The following is a 15,978-nucleotide window of genomic DNA, read 5'->3' as shown; positions in this document are numbered from 1 at the left end:
CCCTCAGACGGGCGTGTGGACGCGCTCCACGCGCCGGGTGCCGCTGCGCGTGCGGTAGGAGCGGGCCCAGGCGGAGGTGGCGTCCGGGTCGGCGCGGTCGGAGACGGTGTAGTAGTCCATCTGCGCCCGCTCGGCGGTGACGTCGAGCACGCCGTACCCGTGCCGGTCGGTGTCGACCCAGTGGACGTGCCGGTTCGCGGTCCGGATCACCGGCGCCGCGACCGCCGAGACGGTGCCCTCGCGGACCTTCAGGATGTCGTCGAGGTTGTCGGAGCTGACCGAGGTGACGACGAACTCCGTGGCCGCCGACGCGGACAGCGGATACGTGCCCGCGTCATGGGGCACGTCGTTGGCCCAGGCCATGTGGATGTCGCCGGTCAGGAAGACGGTGTTGCGGATCGCGTGCGTGCGCAGGTGGGCCAGCAGCTCGCGGCGGTCGTCGGTGTAGCCGTCCCACTGGTCGGTGTTGAGGGCGAGGCCCTCCTTCGGCAGCCCCAGCAGCTCGGCGAGCGGCCCGAGCAGCGAGGCGGGCAGCGAGCCGATCGCGAACGGTGAGATCATCACCGGGTTTCCGACCAGCCGCCAGGTGGCGTCGGACGACGTGAGTCCGGACTTGAGCCAGTCCAGCTGGGCGCGGCCGGTGAGGGTGCGGTCCGGGTCGTCGACGGCGCCGTCGCCGAGCGCCGCCTGCTGCGAGCGGAACGAGCGCAGGTCGAGCAGCGAGAGGTCGGCGAGCCGGCCGAAGCGCAGCCGCCGGTAGGTGGTGCCGGCGATCGCCGGGCGCACCGGCATCCACTCGAAGTAGGCCTGCTTGGCGGCCGCCTGCCGGGCCGCCCAGGTGCCCTCGGCGCCCTCGGTGTGGTTCCCGGCGCCGCCCGACCAGGTGTCGTCGGCGATCTCGTGGTCGTCCCAGATCGCCACGACCGGCGCCGCGGCGTGCAGCCTCTGCAGGTCGGGGTCGGTCTTGTACTGCCCGTGCCGGATCCGGTAGTCGGCCAGGGTGAGGACCTCGTGGGCCGGGGCGTGCTGCCGTACGACGGTGTCGCGGTTGCCGTACTCGCCGGTGCCGTACTCGTAGAGGTAGTCGCCCAGGTGCAGCCAGGCGTCCAGGTCGCCGCGGGCCGCGAGGTGGCGGTACGGGGAGAAGTACCCGGCCTCCCAGTTGGCGCAGGAGACCACGCCGAAGCGCAGGCCCCGGACGGCGGCGTCGTGGGCGGGTGCGGTGCGGGTGCGGGCCACGGGGGAGTCGGTGGGGCCGGCGAAGAAGCCGAACCAGTAGTCCGTGGCGGGCGCGAGACCGCGGACGTCCGCCTTGACGGTGTGGTCGGAGGCCGCCGTCGCCGTGACGGACCCCTTGGCCACGATGTCGGTCAGGGCCCGGTCCGTGGCGACGACCCAGCCCACCTCGGTGTCCGGACCCCTGCCCGAGCCCGGCACGGCCTCGGGCGCCGGCGTCACCCGGGTCCACAGCAGGACCCCGTCGGGCAGGGGGTCGCCGGAGGCCACGCCGTGCAGGAAGGCCGGGGCGGCGCCGGCGGCACCCGCGGGCACCGCGGCGGCGAGCGGGGCGGTCAGGACGGCGCCGGCCGCCGCGGCCCTGACGACCGTACGGCGGCTCGGGGCCCGGACGTTCGCGCAGTTGCCGGGGTTGCCGGGGTTCTCGGACGCTCTGTCTCGACTGGTCACGGCCGATCAGATTACTGATCGGTACGCGCGCGAGTGGGCGAACCCCGGGAAGTTCGCCCACTCGTCAGCCGCGGGTCACCGGGTCACTTGCCGACGCCCGCGTCCTTGAGCGCCTTCTGCCACTGGTCGACCGAGCTGGGGTTCTCGATCACCTTGTCGTTGATCTTGATGGTCGGGGTGGACTGGACGCCCTCGGCGGTGTCGAAGGACTTGCTCATCCGCATCGCCCAGGCGTCGTAGGTGCCCTTCTCCACGGCGTCCTGGAACTTCTTGTTGTTCTTCAGGGCGTCCACCGTGTTCGCCACCTTGATCAGGTAGTCGTCCTTGGCGAACTCGTCGCTCGACTCCTCGGGGTGGTACTCGGCCGAGAACAGCGCCGTCTTGTAGTCGAGGAACGCCTCGGGGCCGACGTTCAGCGCGGCCCCGAGGGCGCTGAGCGCGTTCTTCGAACCCTCGCCGCTCAGGTTCCCGTCGAGGAACGTGCCGATGGTGAAGGAGAGCTTGTAGTCGCCGTCCTCCATGCCCTTGTTGACGGTCTCGCCGATGTTCTGCTCGAAGGACGCACAGGCCGGGCACCGCGGGTCCTCGTACAGGTGGACGGTGTTGTCGGTCTTGGACTCGCCGACGACGACCGTGGTGCCGTCCTTGCCGGAGGTGTTGGCCGGGGCCACCACCTTGGCGTCGGCGGCCTTCTCCCACTTCGAGGGCTGGTTGCCCTGCACGACGGCGTAGCTGATGCCGCCGGCTATCGCCAGTACACCGACGATCGAGACGGCGACGATCGCCTGCCGCTTGACCTTGTCGCGCTTGGCCTGGCGCTCGCGCTCCTGGCGCAGGCGCTCACGGGCGGCCGTCTTCGCTGCCTGGCTGTTCCGCTTGCTCATGATGGTGATCTCTCCGGGGACGCGCACACGGGTGTGTGCGGATACGCGTACGGGGGACTGCGGTGCTCGGTGGTGCTCGTGCGACGGGTCACACGGGCGCGGCCACCGGGCACGGCGGCCCGCGCCGTCCCAGGGAGTGCGTGAGGATCCGCTCGCGGGCGCCGGCGGTGCGGCGCGCCGGCGGCGCCGGGCGGCGGACCGCGGGCGCCCGGCGCACGCCCACCGCCGCGACGGCCAGCAGCAGCGGCCGGAAGGTGGTCGCAGCCACCGCGCCGAGCAGCTGGGCCAGCGCGCGCTCGCCGCGCCGCAGCCAGGCCGCCGCGAGCAGCCCGACCCCGACGTGCGCGCCCAGCAGCAGCCAGGCGGTGCCGGGGGCGGCCTGGGCCAGCACGGACGCCATCCGGTCGGTCTCGGCGCCGGTGACCCGGGTCAGCGGCGCGGTGACCCCGGCGTGGACGCCGGTGCCGTCGCCGCACAGCACGTCGAAACCGACCGAGCGCAGCGGGCCCGCGACCGGGCCGCCCGCCCGGCCGTAGCAGACGTGTTGTCCGGTGGTGAAGACCGTGTCGGCGGCCAGCTCCAGCGGGATCAGCAGGGCGGCGATCCGCCCGAAGCCCCGCTCGCGCCGCCCGGCCAGGGCGTACGCGAGCAGGAACACGGCGGCGGCGACGGCGGCGACCGTGGGCAGCGGCAGCGGAACCCCGGACAGCAGCACGTGCGACGCGGTGCTGAGCGTCACGACGAGTGCCGTGAACAGCGCCGCGCGTACGGCTCTGAGCGGGGTTCCGGATATGTCCATAGCAGTAGAAGAGTGTGTCACGGGGTCCGGTAGGAGACCCCTAAAGAGTTCCTGTGAGAATGCCGACCGTCGGCCCGGGCGGCGCTTTCCGGCCGGTGGTCCCGGCCGGCGCGCTCCGGCTGCTCACAGGCCGGGGATCCGGCCGTTGCGGAACAGGTCGACGAAGGTCTGGTGATCGGCACGCGCGCGTGCCCCGTACCGGTGCGCGAAGTCGACGAGCAGCGGCGCGAAGCCCTCCTCGTCGGCCGCGATGGCCGCGTCGATGGCCCGCTCGGTGGAGAACGGCACCAGGGACTCCCCGGACTGGTCGTCGGCCGCCCCGTGCATCGTGGCGGTGGCCCGGCCCAGGTCGGCGACCACCTCGGCGATCTCCTCCGGGTCGTCGAGGTCGCTCCAGTCCAGGTCGACCGCGTACGGCGAGACCTCGGCGACCAGCTGGCCCGCGCCGTCCAGCTCGGTCCAGCCCAGCCACGGGTCGGCGTGCGCCTGCAGCGCGCGCTGGGAGATCACCGTGCGGTGGCCCTCGTGCTGGAAGTACTCCCGGATCGCCGCGTCCGTGACGTACTGGGAGACGGCCGGGGTCTGGGCCTGCTTGATGTAGATCACGACGTCGTTCTCCAGGGCGTCGCTGTTGCCCTCGAGCAGGATGTTGTACGAGGGCAGCCCCGCCGACCCGATGCCGATGCCGCGGCGGCCGACGACGTCCTTCACGCGGTAGGAGTCCGGGCGGGCCAGGGAGGACTCGGGGAGCGTCTCCAGGTAGCCGTCGAAGGCGGCGAGGACCTTGTAGCGCGTGGCGGCGTCCAGCTCGACGGAGCCGCCGCCCGGGGCGAAGCGGCGTTCGAAGTCACGGATCTCGGTCATCGAGTCCAGCAGCCCGAAGCGGGTCAGCGAGCGGGCCACGCGCAGCGCGCCGAGCAGCGGCCCCTCCGCGGTGTCCAGCGTGAAGGGCGGCACCTCGTCGCTCTTGGCGCCGGTGGCCAGGGCGTGGATCCGCTCGCGGTACGCGCCCGCGTACACCTGCACCAGCTCGGTGATCTGCTCGTCGCTGAGCGCCTTCGCGTACCCGATCAGCGCCACGGAGGCGGCGAAGCGCTTGAGGTCCCAGGTGAAGGGGCCGACGTAGGCCTCGTCGAAGTCGTTGACGTTGAAGATCAGCCGGCCGGTGGAGTCCATGTACGTGCCGAAGTTCTCCGCGTGGAGATCGCCGTGGATCCACACCCGGGAGGTCCGCTCGTCCAGGTAGGCGCCGCCCTCGTGGCCGCTGAACTCCGGGTCCTCGGTCAGGTCGCGGTAGAAGAGACCGGCGGTGCCGCGGTAGAACGCGAAGGCCGAGGCCGCCATCTTCCGGAACTTCACGCGGAACGCCGCGGGATCCGCGGCCAGCAGCCGGCCGAAGGCGGTGTCGAAGACGGCGAGGATCTCCTCGCCGCGGTGCTCCTCGTTGAGCTGCGGGACCGACATGCCTGGTGCCTCCTGGTGCGGATGGTGCCCGAAGAATGGAGCGGATCTCCACTCGGGCCAACGTTCGAAGGGGTGCGGGAGTGCCCGCCCCAGAAGGTACGCGTGGGGAGCCTCGGTGTGTCAGTCCCGGGGCATAGACTTCGACGCCGACCCACCGGACCGACCGCAGCCCGTCGCTGGTCCGTCATACGAAGTTCTCCGAGGAGGCCGAACGTGTCCAAGCCGCCGTTCACGCACCTGCACGTCCACACCCAGTACTCCATGCTGGACGGCGCCGCGCGGCTCAAGGACATGTTCAACGCCTGCAACGAGATGGGCATGTCGCACATCGCCATGTCCGACCACGGCAACCTGCACGGGGCGTACGACTTCTTCCACTCCGCGCAGAAGGCCGGAGTCACCCCGATCATCGGCATCGAGGCGTACGTCGCACCCGAGTCCCGGCGCAACAAGCGCAAGATCCGGTGGGGCCAGCCGCACCAGAAGCGGGACGACGTCTCGGGTTCGGGCGGTTACACCCACAAGACGATGTGGGCGACGAACAGCACCGGTCTGCACAACCTCTTCCGCCTCTCCTCGGACGCCTACGCCGAGGGCTGGCTGCAGAAGTGGCCGCGGATGGACAAGGAGACCATCTCCCAGTGGTCGGAGGGGATCGTCGCCTCCACCGGCTGCCCCTCCGGCGAGGTCCAGACCCGGCTGCGCCTCGGCCACTTCGACGAGGCCCTGCAGGCGGCCGCCGACTACCAGGACATCTTCGGCAAGGACCGGTACTTCCTGGAGCTGATGGACCACGGCATCGACATCGAGCACCGGGTGCGCGAGGACCTGCTGCGGATCGGCAAGAAGCTCGGCATCCCGCCGCTGGTCACCAACGACTCGCACTACACGTACGCGCACGAGGCCACCGCCCACGACGCGCTGCTGTGCATCCAGACCGGCAAGAACCTCTCCGACCCGGACCGCTTCCGCTTCGACGGCACGGGGTACTACCTGAAGTCGACGGACGAGATGTACGCCGTCGACTCCTCCGACGCCTGGCAGGAGGGCTGCGCCAACACCCGCCTGGTCGCCGAGATGGTCGACACCACCGGCATGTTCGAGAAGCGCGACCTGATGCCGAAGTTCGACATCCCGGAGGGCTTCACCGAGGTCACCTGGTTCCAGGAGGAGGTCCGCCGCGGCATGGAGCGCCGCTTCTCGGGCCAGGTCCCCGAGGACCGCCAGAAGCAGGCCGAGTACGAGATGGACGTCATCATCCAGATGGGGTTCCCGGGGTACTTCCTCGTCGTCGCCGACTTCATCATGTGGGCCAAGAACCAGGGCATCGCCGTCGGCCCCGGCCGAGGCTCCGCGGCCGGCTCGATCGTCGCCTACGCGATGGGCATCACCGACCTCGACCCCATCCCGCACGGCCTGATCTTCGAGCGGTTCCTCAACCCCGAGCGCGTCTCCATGCCCGACGTCGACATCGACTTCGACGAGCGCAGGCGCGTCGAGGTGATCCGGTACGTGACCGAGAAGTACGGCGCCGACAAGGTCGCCATGATCGGCACGTACGGCAAGATCAAGGCGAAGAACGCCATCAAGGACTCCGCGCGGGTGCTGGGCTACCCGTACGCGATGGGCGACCGGCTCACCAAGGCGATGCCGGCCGACGTCCTCGGCAAGGGCATCGACCTCAGCGGCATCACCGACCCGGAGCACCCGCGTTACAGCGAGGCCGGCGAGATCCGCGGGATGTACGAGAACGAGCCGGACGTCAAGAAGGTCATCGACACCGCCAAGGGCGTCGAGGGCCTGGTGCGGCAGATGGGCGTGCACGCGGCCGGCGTGATCATGTCCAGCGAGCCCATCGTCGACCATGCCCCGGTCTGGGTGCGCCACACGGACAACGTCACCATCACGCAGTGGGACTACCCGCAGTGCGAGTCGCTCGGCCTGCTGAAGATGGACTTCCTCGGCCTGCGCAACCTGACGATCATGGACGACGCCGTCAAGATGGTGAAGTCCAACAAGGGCACCGACCTCGACCTGCTGTCCCTGCCGCTGGACGACGCCAAGACCTTCGACCTGCTCCAGCGCGGCGACACGCTCGGCGTCTTCCAGTTCGACGGCGGACCGATGCGCTCCCTGCTGCGGCTGATGAAGCCCGACAACTTCGAGGACATCTCCGCCGTCTCCGCGCTCTACCGTCCCGGCCCCATGGGCATGGACTCGCACACCAACTACGCGCTGCGCAAGAACGGCCTCCAGGAGATCACGCCGATCCACAAGGACCTGGCGGAGCCCCTGGAGGAGGTCCTGTCCGTCACCTACGGCCTGATCGTCTACCAGGAGCAGGTGCAGAAGGCCGCCCAGATCATCGCGGGCTACTCGCTCGGCGAGGCCGACATCCTGCGCCGCGTGATGGGCAAGAAGAAGCCCGAGGAACTGGAGAAGAACTTCGTCATCTTCCAGGCCGGCGCCCGGAAGAACGGCTACAGCGACGAGGCCATCCAGGCCCTGTGGGACGTGCTGGTCCCGTTCGCCGGCTACGCGTTCAACAAGGCGCACTCGGCCGCGTACGGACTGGTGTCGTACTGGACGGCGTACCTCAAGGCGAACTACCCGGCCGAGTACATGGCCGCCCTGCTCACCTCGGTCAAGGACGACAAGGACAAGTCGGCCGTCTACCTCAACGAGTGCCGGCGCATGGGCATCAAGGTGCTGCCGCCCAACGTCAACGAGTCCATGTCGAACTTCGCCGCGCAGGGCGACGACGTGATCCTCTTCGGCCTCTCCGCCGTGCGCAACGTCGGCACCAACGTGGTCGAGTCGATCATCAGGTGCCGCAAGGCCAAGGGGAAGTACGCCTCCTTCCCCGACTACCTGGACAAGGTGGAGGCGGTCGTCTGCAACAAGCGCACGACGGAGTCGCTGATCAAGGCCGGCGCCTTCGACGAGATGGGCCACACCCGCAAGGGCCTCACCGCGCAGTACGAACCGATGATCGACAACGTGGTCGCGGTCAAGCGCAAGGAGGCCGAGGGGCAGTTCGACCTCTTCGGCGGCATGGGCGACGAGCAGAGCGACGAACCCGGCTTCGGACTCGACGTGGTCTTCGGCGAGGACGAGTGGGACAAGACCTATCTCCTCGCCCAGGAGCGGGAGATGCTCGGCCTCTACGTCTCCGACCACCCGCTCTTCGGCCTGGAGCACGTGCTGTCCGACAAGGCCGACGCCGGTATCTCCCAGCTCACCGGCGGCGACTTCGGCGACGGCGCGGTCGTCACCATCGGCGGCATCATCTCGGGTCTGCAGCGCAAGATGACCAAGCAGGGCAACGCCTGGGCCATCGCCACCGTGGAGGACCTGGCCGGCTCCCTGGAGTGCATGTTCTTCCCGGCGACCTACCAGCTGGTCTCCACCCAACTGGTCGAGGACGCGGTGGTGTTCGTCAAGGGGCGGCTCGACAAGCGCGAGGACGTGCCCCGGCTGGTCGCGATGGAGCTGATGATCCCCGACCTGTCCAACGCGGGCACCAACGCCCCCGTGGTCCTCACCATCCCGGCCACCCGCGTCACCCCGCCGATGGTCAGCCGCCTCGGCGAGATCCTCACCCACCACCGGGGCGACAGCGAGGTGCGGATCAAGCTCCAGGGGCCGACGAAGACGACGGTGCTGCGCCTGGACCGGCACCGGGTGAAGCCGGACCCCGCCCTCTTCGGCGACCTCAAGGTCCTGCTCGGAGCGTCCTGCCTGGCGGGCTGAGCGGGAATCGCCGGGCGGTACCCACCGGGCGGAGCGGGCCGCCACCGGGCGGGAACGCCGGGCGGAAAGTGCGAGCGAGGGGCGCATCCGGTCCACCGGGTGCGCCCCTCGTCGTGCCGCGGGGGCCGCAACGGCCCGTACCGCGGATGTCAGTTGTGGCCGAAGCGCTTCTGCCGCTTGCGGGAGGCCGGGTCGCCGGGCGTCGTCAGCTGCGGGGAGTGCTGCTCCTCGCGGGTCGTCACGGAGGACTCGGCGGCCTGCGGGGCGCGCTCGGACTGGGGCTGCTTACGATCACGGTTGTTCTTGTTCTTGGCCATGGTGATCTACCTCCTGAGGGGGATCTGGGGACCAGGACCGAATTCAGATTCACACAGCCCAACAAAGAACGCATATCGTGCAATTACCGTGTGTGACGCAGGTCGTCGGAGTGCGGGGCGAGGGAGCGGGCTGCAGAAACGCCACGCCGAAGATCGAGTTCGGGCCGTTAACCTCCGCGCGGTCGGGCAGACTCGAAGGAAGCCCGAAGCAAACCTCCCGGAAAGAGGGTGGATCGCGTGGACCGCTGCATCGTCCTGGTGGACGCCGGGTATCTGCTGGGTGCCGCCGCGAGTCTCCTGGCCGGAGAGCCCTCACGCTCACGCATCACCGTCGATCACGCCGCCCTCATCCAGGGCCTGCGCGACCGCGCCGAGTCCGACACGGGCCGGCCCCTGCTGCGCATCTACTGGTTCGACGGCGCCCCCGACCGCGTCCCGCAGCCGGAGCACCGCCGGCTGCGGGTGATGCCGCGGGTCACCGTTCGGCTCGGCGCACTCACACGCAGTGACGGGCGGTGGGCGCAGAAGGGCGTCGACGCCGCCATGCACGCCGAGCTGACCGAACTGGCCCGCAATCGCGCCTGCTCCGACGTGGTCCTGGTGACCGGCGACGGTGACCTGCTGCCGGGCATGATGGCCGCCAAGGAGCACGGCGTCGCCGTCCACCTGTGGGCCGTCCAGGCCGCCGACGGCGACTACAACCAGTCCGAGGACCTGGTCGCCGAGGCCGACGAGCGGCGCGTCCTGGACCGGGCGTGGATCACCAAGGCCGTACGTGCCAAGGAACTCGGCGGCATCTGCGCGCCGCCGCCCGTGCCCCGCCCCGAGATCGCCGCGATCCTCTCGGCGCCGCTGCCCGAGTCCGCCCTCTCCGCCGCGCCCCAGCGCCCGGCCGAGGAACCGGAGCACCCGACCACGGCCCCCGCCGCGAGCAACGGCGTCGAGGAACGCGCGGCGCCCGCCAAGGGCGTCCCCACCCCCAAGGACCTCGCCGCCCTGCGCGCCCCGGGCGCCCACCCCGCCCCGCAGCCGACCAGCGCCACCCTGCGCTGGTCCTCCGACAAGGGCTGGGTGGACCGCCCCGCCGCCGAGCCGGCCGAGGCCGCCTCGCTGCCGACGCTGGCCCAGCTCACCACGGCCGAGCAGCGCTGGGCCGACCGCGAGGAGGACATCACCACGGTCGGCGGCGACCCGTACGAGGTCGGGCAGGTCTTCGCCCGCCGCTGGCTCGAACGCCTGGGCGACCAGGGGCGCCTGCAGAAACTCTCCGGGATGTATCCGCGCATCCCGCACCGCGTCGACGGCGAGCTGCTGCGCTACGCGGCCCGCTTCGGGCTGCTGGCCCACAAGGACGACCAGATCGACGAGCACGACCGGTACGCGATCCGGGCCGGGTTCTGGCGGGAGATCGACGTGCGGACGGCCACCGAACGCACTCCCGGGCCGGAGTGAGCCACGGGGCTCCGCGTTCCGGCGGCTGCCGGCCGTCCTCCCCGGCCGGGTCCCCGGTCCGCTCCCGTTCCCGGTCCGTTGCCGCTGCCGTTCCCGGCCCGGTCCGGTCCCACGCGGTCCGGTCCCGGTGTTGTCCGGTCCCGGTGTCGCCCGGCTCGACCGGCACTGCTGAATCGACACTTATGGGCGGACCCGGGAGCGGGCGCAAGGGACCGACCCCGTAGTCTCGTCCCTTGTGAGTACGCGCGCGGCACAGGCATCTCGACCCGGTGGCGGTGCCGTGTGCGCGGTGCGCGGACTGACCAAGACCTATCCGGCCGTACGCGGCAGGCGCGGCGTTCCCGCCACCCCCGAGGTGCGGGCCACCGACGACGTGACCCTGGAGATCCGCCGCGGTGAGATCTTCGGGCTGCTCGGCCCCAACGGCGCGGGCAAGTCCACCCTCGTGCGCCAGCTCACCGGTCTGATGCGCCCCGACCTCGGCAGCGTGGAGATCCTCGGCCACGACATCGTGCGCCATCCCGAGCGCGCCGCGCGGATCCTCGCCTACCTCGGGCAGGAGTCCAGCGCCCTCGACGAACTGACCGTCTCGCTCGCCGCCGAGACCACCGGGCGGCTGCGCGGCCTGGACGTGCGGCCGGCCCGTGCCGAGCGGGACGCCGTCCTGGAGGAACTGGGCCTCACGCCCCTCGCCGGCCGCCCGCTCAAGAAGCTCTCCGGCGGCCAGCGCCGCCTCGCCTGCTTCGCCGCCGCGCTGGTGGGGGAGCGCCCGCTGCTGGTCCTGGACGAGCCGACCACCGGCATGGACCCGGTGGCCCGGCGCGCGGTCTGGGCGGCCGTGGACCGGCGGCGCGCCGAGTTCGGCACCACTGTGCTGCTCGTCACCCACAACGTCATCGAGGCCGAGACCGTCCTCGACCGGGTCGCGGTCCTCGACCGGGGACGCGTGATCGCCTGCGACACCCCCGCCGGGCTCAAGGAGCGGGTCGCGGGCGAGGTCCGCGTCGACCTGGTCTGGCGCGAGAGCGCCCCGCTGCACGTCCCGGAGGTCGCCGCCCTGCGCGACCGAGCCGTGGAGTCGGGGCGCCGCTGGACGCTGCGGCTCGCCCCCGAGGAGGCCCGCGCGGTCGTCGCCACCGTCACCGGCGGCGCCGCCTTCGCGGCCCTCGACGACTTCACCCTGGCCACGCCCAGCCTGGAGGACGTCTACCTGGCGCTGGGCGGCGCCGCGCGGCAGGGGCTGGTGAGGGCTTGAGTACGCCAGCGGTGAGAACACCGGCCGCCGCATCCGTACCCGACGGGGTGAGCGCACCCGGCTGGGCGGCCGGCCCCGAGAGGGCGGGCGCACCCGGCAGGGCGACCGCATCGAAGGATCCTGACGAACCTGATGAAGGGGAGCAGCGCGACGTGAGTGTCGTATCCGCCGATGTCCTGCCGGGCGGCGCCCTGGCCGTCGAGGAGCAGGGTGCGGCCGGGCTGGGGCCCCGGGCGCGGCTGTGGCCGTCCCTGGTGGCCGTGTACCGGGCACAGCTGTCCCGGGCGCGGGTCGCGCGCATCCCGCTGCTGTTCGTGGCCACCTTCCAGTCGGTCGGCATCATGATCCTGATGCGCGGCGTCGTGGACGGCGGCGGCGAGGCACGGGCGGTGGTCGCCGGTTCGGCGGTACTCGTCGTCGCCTTCGTGGCACTGAACCTCCTCGCCCAGTACTTCGGCCAGCTGCGCGCCAACGGCGGCCTCGACCACTACGCCACGCTGCCCGTGCCGCCCGCCGCGGTGGTCCTGGGCGCCGCGGGCGCGTACGCGTCCTTCACCGTGCCCGGCACCGTGGTGACGGCGGTCTTCGGCTGCCTGCTGTTCGGGCTGCCGATGACCCACCTGTGGGTGCTGGTGGCCGTGATCCCGCTGGCCGGCGCGGCGCTCGCCGGGCTGGGCGCGGCGCTCGGCCTCCTCGCGCCCCGGCCGGAGTTCGCCACGCTGCTGGGCCAGCTGGGGATGTCGGCTGCGCTGCTGCTCGGCGTGCTGCCGGCCGAGCGGCTGCCGGAGGTGGTCCGGCTGGCCCGGGACCTGCTGCCCTCGACCTACGGCGTGGAGGCCTTCGCCCGTACGTTCGGGCCCGACCCCGACTGGGCGTTCGTGCTCGGCGACCTCGCGGTGTGCGCCGTCGTCGGCGTGATCTCGCTGGCCGTCGCCACCTGGGCGTACCGCAGAGCTGCCGTCCGGTGACGCGCGGCACAGGCACGTTTGGCACGATGGCGGGGTGACCGCACCTCTGACTCCGCCACCACCACCGAACGAAGGCTCGTCGTACCAGGGCGGGCCGGTGCCGCCGCCCGCAAGTGCGCACGAGTCGGGAGCCGCGGCGGGCTCCCCGTACGACGCGTCCGACCCGTCGGACTCGTCCGACTCGTCCGACTCGTCCGACGCGTACGACTCTCACGGCGAACAGGACGGCCCCGGGATGTTGACCGAAGTGCGGCAGGCCGCCGTGACCGTGCTGGCGGTCGCGCTCTCCGGTGCGCTGCTGGGGGTGCTGTGGTGGCAGCTGGCCCCGGACGTGCCGCTCGTCGGCACGGTGGCGGACGGCCGCTGGTTCGTCTACCTCGCGGACTCCGAGGGCGAGCAGGCGATCGCGGTCGACGGAACGTTCACGCTGCTCGCGCTGGCGTTCGGCGCGCTCAGCGCGTTGGTGGTGTTCCTGCTGCGCAGGCGCGGGGGAGTGCCGCTGGTGGTGGCCCTCGGCGCGGGCGGGCTGCTCGGGTCGCTGCTGGCGTGGCGGCTCGGGGTGTGGCTCGGTCCGACGCAGGACGTGCTCGCGCACGCCAAGGACGTCGGCGAGGGGGAGACGTTCACGGCGCCGCTGAGGCTGGGCGCGAAGGGGGCGCTGCTGGCGTGGCCACTGGCGGGGCTGGTGGTGCACCTGGGGCTGACGGGGCTGTTCGGGCCGAGGGATCCGGAGCCGGATCCTTGGCCCGCGCCGCACCCTCCGGGGGGCGCGGAGGGTACGGGGGGTACCTGGGGCAAGTCGGGCTGAGTTCTCGGGCGCCCGGGGTTGGTGCTGGGCGGGGGTGGGCCGCGCTGCCCGGCGCTGACGGGATGCCTCCCCCACTCCCGGCTCCCCCCCCGGGCGTTACGTCGGGCGGGCGATGGGGGCTGTGGTTGCGGAGGTGAGGGTGGTGAGGTCGGTGGGGGAGAGTTCGATCTCCAGGCCCCGGCGGCCCGCCGAGACGCAGATGGTGGCGTGGGACGCCGCCGACGCGTCCAGGACCGTGGCCAGCCGCTTGCGCTGGCCCAGCGGGGAGATCCCGCCCCGTACGTAGCCCGTGGTCCGCTCGGCCAGCGCCGGGTCCGCCATCGCCGCGCGCTTGCCGCCCACCGCGGCCGCCAGTGCCTTGAGGTCCAGCCGGCCCGCCACCGGCACCACCGCGACCGTCAGGGCACCGTCGACGTCCGCCACCAGCGTCTTGAACACCCGATCGGGGGAAACCCCCATCGCCTCGGCCGCCTCCTCGCCGTAGGACGGGTGGGCGGGGTCGTGCTCGTAGGAGTGGACCGTGTACGTCACTCCGGCGGCCGTCAGCGCCACCGTCGCGGGCGTGCCGCCCGACTGCTGCTTCTTCGCCTTGTTCGGCTTCTTCGCCATGAGGGCCGGTACCTCAGTTGAGACTCGTCGGGCCGCGCGTCAGCTCCTGCGCCGGCAGGGACGGCAGCGTACGGATGATGGAGGTCTCGGAGCGGAGGAGTCTCAACTCGTCCCGCAGCCGCGAGGCCGTGTCCGGGGCCTGGAGCAGCCGCTGCTTCGTCGGCGTGTCCAGCATCATCGCGGCGGCGACCAGGTAGGAGACCACGCCCGGCTCGTCCGGCAGGTCGGCGCCGGTCGCCAGTGACCGCTCGCGGGCCCCCGCCAGCCGCTTCTGGTACTGGCGGAAGGAGCGCAGCACGCCCTCGGCCAGCGCGCCCGCCTCGTCGCCGGGTTCCTCGGGCAGCGGTTCCAGTTCGGCGGTCAGGAAGGGTCCCGAGGCGTCGACGGAGACCAGGCGCACCCGGGTGGTGCCGGTGGCGAGCACCTCGAAGCTGCCGTCGGACCGTTCGCGGATCGTCGCCGCGTCCGCGACGCAGCCCACCTTGTGGAAGGCCTTGAGCGGATCCTTGCCGAAGCCCGCCGCCGGCCCGCGCTCCGGCGTGGCCGTCGGGTCGGGCATGCCGGGGACGCTCTGCGCCACCTCGTGGCCGTCGCGGATCGCCACGACGGCGAACCGGCGCGGTTCGTCCTCGGAGGTCTTCAGCAACTCGCGCATCATGGCGCGATAGCGCTCCTCGAAGATGTTGAGCGGGAGCACCAGCCCCGGGTACAGAACGGAGTTCAGGGGGAAGAGGGGGAGCCGGACGGTCGTCACGACGCAGAAGCCTAATGGTCGCCGGGGGCGGCGCGTCCGCCGCGCCCGCGTGGTGGATGCTCCGGAGCCGCCGTACGGACCTCCGCGCGGGCGTCGGCCCGCACCTGGAGGAAGCGGCCGAGGGGGTCGTCCGTGTCCCGGTCCCACGGGAAGGACGTGACGTAAGGGCCGGTCAGGCGCAGTTGCTCCGCCGCGTCCTGTCGCCGTCCCAGCCGCAGGAGGACGTACGCCAGCAGGTTCCGCAGCTCCGCCGCCCACGGGTCGGCCGCCGGGTGCGCCGCCGACAGGGCGATCGCGCGGTCGGCGGCCGCGTCCAGACGCCGGCAGTGCGTGCGTACGGCGGTGGCGGCGGCCCCGGAGGCGTTCAGGCACGTGAAGGCGGCGCGCAGCGGCAGGGCCCGCACGAGCGCGTCCTCGGGGGAGTCCTGGGCGGCCGTCTCCGCGAAGTCCAGGCACTCGCCGTGGGCGTCGGGCGAGGAGGCGGCCAGGTACTCCAGGGCGGCGACGTGGCAGCCGTAGTGGTGCGGGGAGCGGCGCACCGCCTGCGCCCACAGCCGCTCGAACTCGGCGTGTCCGGCGCGCGCGCCGCGCGCGGCGTCCAGCGCGGTCCGCCACGGCACCGGGTCGGGTCCCGAGGACTCGGCGGCGGTGACGACCGCCGGGACGACCTGGCGCAGGAGTTCGGCCCGGGCCGGAGAGTCCCAGCGGCGGTGGACCGCGAGACGGGCGGCGACCAGCAGGGCGTCGGGGTCGTCCGGGGCGGCGGCGCGCCAGGTGCCGAGCCACTCGGGACGGGAGCCGGCGAAGGCGGCGAGGCGGGTCGCGTAGCGGTCGCGGTGCTCCCACTCGGCGTGCTCGCGGGTGCTGGACAGGAGACCGGCCGCGGGGGCGTGGTCGCCGCCCGCCGCCGCGACGAGGGCGGGGGCGAGGCGGTCGTCGGGGGCGTCGAGGAGCACGTCGTCGTCTGGTGCGGACCGGGGCGTCCGGGTGCGGGCCCGGGCAGCCGTGGTCCGGAGAAACGCGCGCAGCATGGCCAGTACGACGGTTGAGGGTTGGGGATGGTTGTGCGGGTTCGCTCCGCTGGGTTGGGCGGGGTTTTCAGGAAGGGCGCCGTCGTTCGTGAGGTGCCCGGGGTGGGTGCTGGGCGGGGGTGGGTCGCGCTGCCCGGCGCTTACGGGGCGCCTCCCCCAGAGGGGGTACCCCCAGCGCCCACCCGTGCCGCCCTGGGG

The 15,978-nt window shown here is 72.3% G+C and carries 13 protein-coding genes; 5 read left to right on the top strand and 8 right to left on the bottom strand.

Going from position 1 to position 15,978, the window contains the following annotated elements; translation table 11 throughout:
* Positions 1-3: 3 nt before the first annotated feature.
* From HZS56_RS23805 to HZS56_RS23790, 4 genes are all read right to left on the bottom strand, one after another.
* Positions 4-1,686, bottom strand: coding sequence for an alkaline phosphatase D family protein (locus HZS56_RS23805; RefSeq protein WP_216722808.1), 1,683 nt, complete (start codon positions 1,684-1,686; stop codon positions 4-6).
* 83 nt (positions 1,687-1,769) lie between these two features.
* Positions 1,770-2,570 (bottom strand): DsbA family protein, encoded by an 801-nt coding sequence (locus HZS56_RS23800; RefSeq protein ID WP_216722807.1) that lies wholly within the window; start codon positions 2,568-2,570, stop codon positions 1,770-1,772.
* An 88-nt stretch (positions 2,571-2,658) separates the two neighbouring features.
* On the bottom strand, positions 2,659-3,369 hold the full coding sequence (locus HZS56_RS23795; RefSeq protein WP_216722806.1) for a hypothetical protein: 711 nt from the start codon (positions 3,367-3,369) through the stop codon (positions 2,659-2,661).
* Positions 3,370-3,492: 123 nt separating this feature from the next.
* The gene (locus HZS56_RS23790) at positions 3,493-4,833 is read right to left on the bottom strand and encodes a DUF2252 domain-containing protein (RefSeq protein ID WP_216722805.1); all 1,341 of its coding nucleotides are present in this window, start codon (positions 4,831-4,833) and stop codon (positions 3,493-3,495) included.
* Between the two features lie 213 nt (positions 4,834-5,046).
* Here HZS56_RS23790 and dnaE point away from each other — a divergent pair, with 213 nt between their 5' ends.
* Entirely contained in the window at positions 5,047-8,586 is a 3,540-nt protein-coding gene (gene dnaE, locus HZS56_RS23785) for a DNA polymerase III subunit alpha (RefSeq protein WP_216722804.1), read from the top strand.
* Positions 8,587-8,735: 149 nt separating this feature from the next.
* On the opposite strand, the gene HZS56_RS23780 is transcribed toward dnaE, so the two are convergent.
* Positions 8,736-8,903 carry a hypothetical protein gene (locus HZS56_RS23780; protein WP_216722803.1) on the bottom strand — a complete coding sequence of 56 codons (168 nt, stop codon included), beginning with the start codon at positions 8,901-8,903 and terminating at the stop codon, positions 8,736-8,738.
* Between the two features lie 237 nt (positions 8,904-9,140).
* On the opposite strand from HZS56_RS23780, the gene HZS56_RS23775 reads away from it, so the two are divergent.
* From HZS56_RS23775 to HZS56_RS23760, 4 genes are all read left to right on the top strand, one after another.
* Positions 9,141-10,355 carry an NYN domain-containing protein gene (locus HZS56_RS23775; RefSeq protein WP_216722802.1) on the top strand — a complete coding sequence of 405 codons (1,215 nt, stop codon included), beginning with the start codon at positions 9,141-9,143 and terminating at the stop codon, positions 10,353-10,355.
* Between the two features lie 280 nt (positions 10,356-10,635).
* Positions 10,636-11,610: an ABC transporter ATP-binding protein gene (locus HZS56_RS23770; RefSeq protein WP_216722828.1), complete on the top strand. Its 975-nt coding sequence runs from the start codon at positions 10,636-10,638 to the stop codon at positions 11,608-11,610.
* A gap of 152 nt (positions 11,611-11,762) precedes the next feature.
* Entirely contained in the window at positions 11,763-12,578 is an 816-nt protein-coding gene (locus HZS56_RS23765; RefSeq protein ID WP_216722801.1) for an ABC transporter permease, read from the top strand.
* Between the two features lie 34 nt (positions 12,579-12,612).
* Complete coding sequence (locus HZS56_RS23760) at positions 12,613-13,386, top strand: AAA family ATPase (RefSeq protein WP_216722800.1); 774 nt, start codon at positions 12,613-12,615, stop codon at positions 13,384-13,386.
* A 96-nt stretch (positions 13,387-13,482) separates the two neighbouring features.
* Here HZS56_RS23760 and ybaK read toward each other — a convergent pair whose 3' ends face one another.
* The 3 genes from ybaK to HZS56_RS23745 are packed head-to-tail and all read right to left on the bottom strand — an operon-like array spanning position 13,483 to position 15,780.
* Positions 13,483-13,995 (bottom strand): Cys-tRNA(Pro) deacylase, encoded by a 513-nt coding sequence (ybaK, locus tag HZS56_RS23755; protein WP_216722799.1) that lies wholly within the window; start codon positions 13,993-13,995, stop codon positions 13,483-13,485.
* A gap of 13 nt (positions 13,996-14,008) precedes the next feature.
* Positions 14,009-14,749 (bottom strand): LON peptidase substrate-binding domain-containing protein, encoded by a 741-nt coding sequence (locus tag HZS56_RS23750; RefSeq protein ID WP_216722798.1) that lies wholly within the window; start codon positions 14,747-14,749, stop codon positions 14,009-14,011.
* Between the two features lie 11 nt (positions 14,750-14,760).
* Positions 14,761-15,780: a hypothetical protein gene (locus tag HZS56_RS23745; RefSeq protein WP_216722797.1), complete on the bottom strand. Its 1,020-nt coding sequence runs from the start codon at positions 15,778-15,780 to the stop codon at positions 14,761-14,763.
* Positions 15,781-15,978: the final 198 nt, after the last annotated feature.

The organism is Streptomyces mayonensis (assembly GCF_018982965.1).
GTDB lineage: Bacteria > Actinomycetota > Actinomycetes > Streptomycetales > Streptomycetaceae > Streptomyces > Streptomyces mayonensis.
Note: the sequence above shows the minus strand (reverse complement) of the source record. Positions and strands in the feature narration are given on the sequence as shown.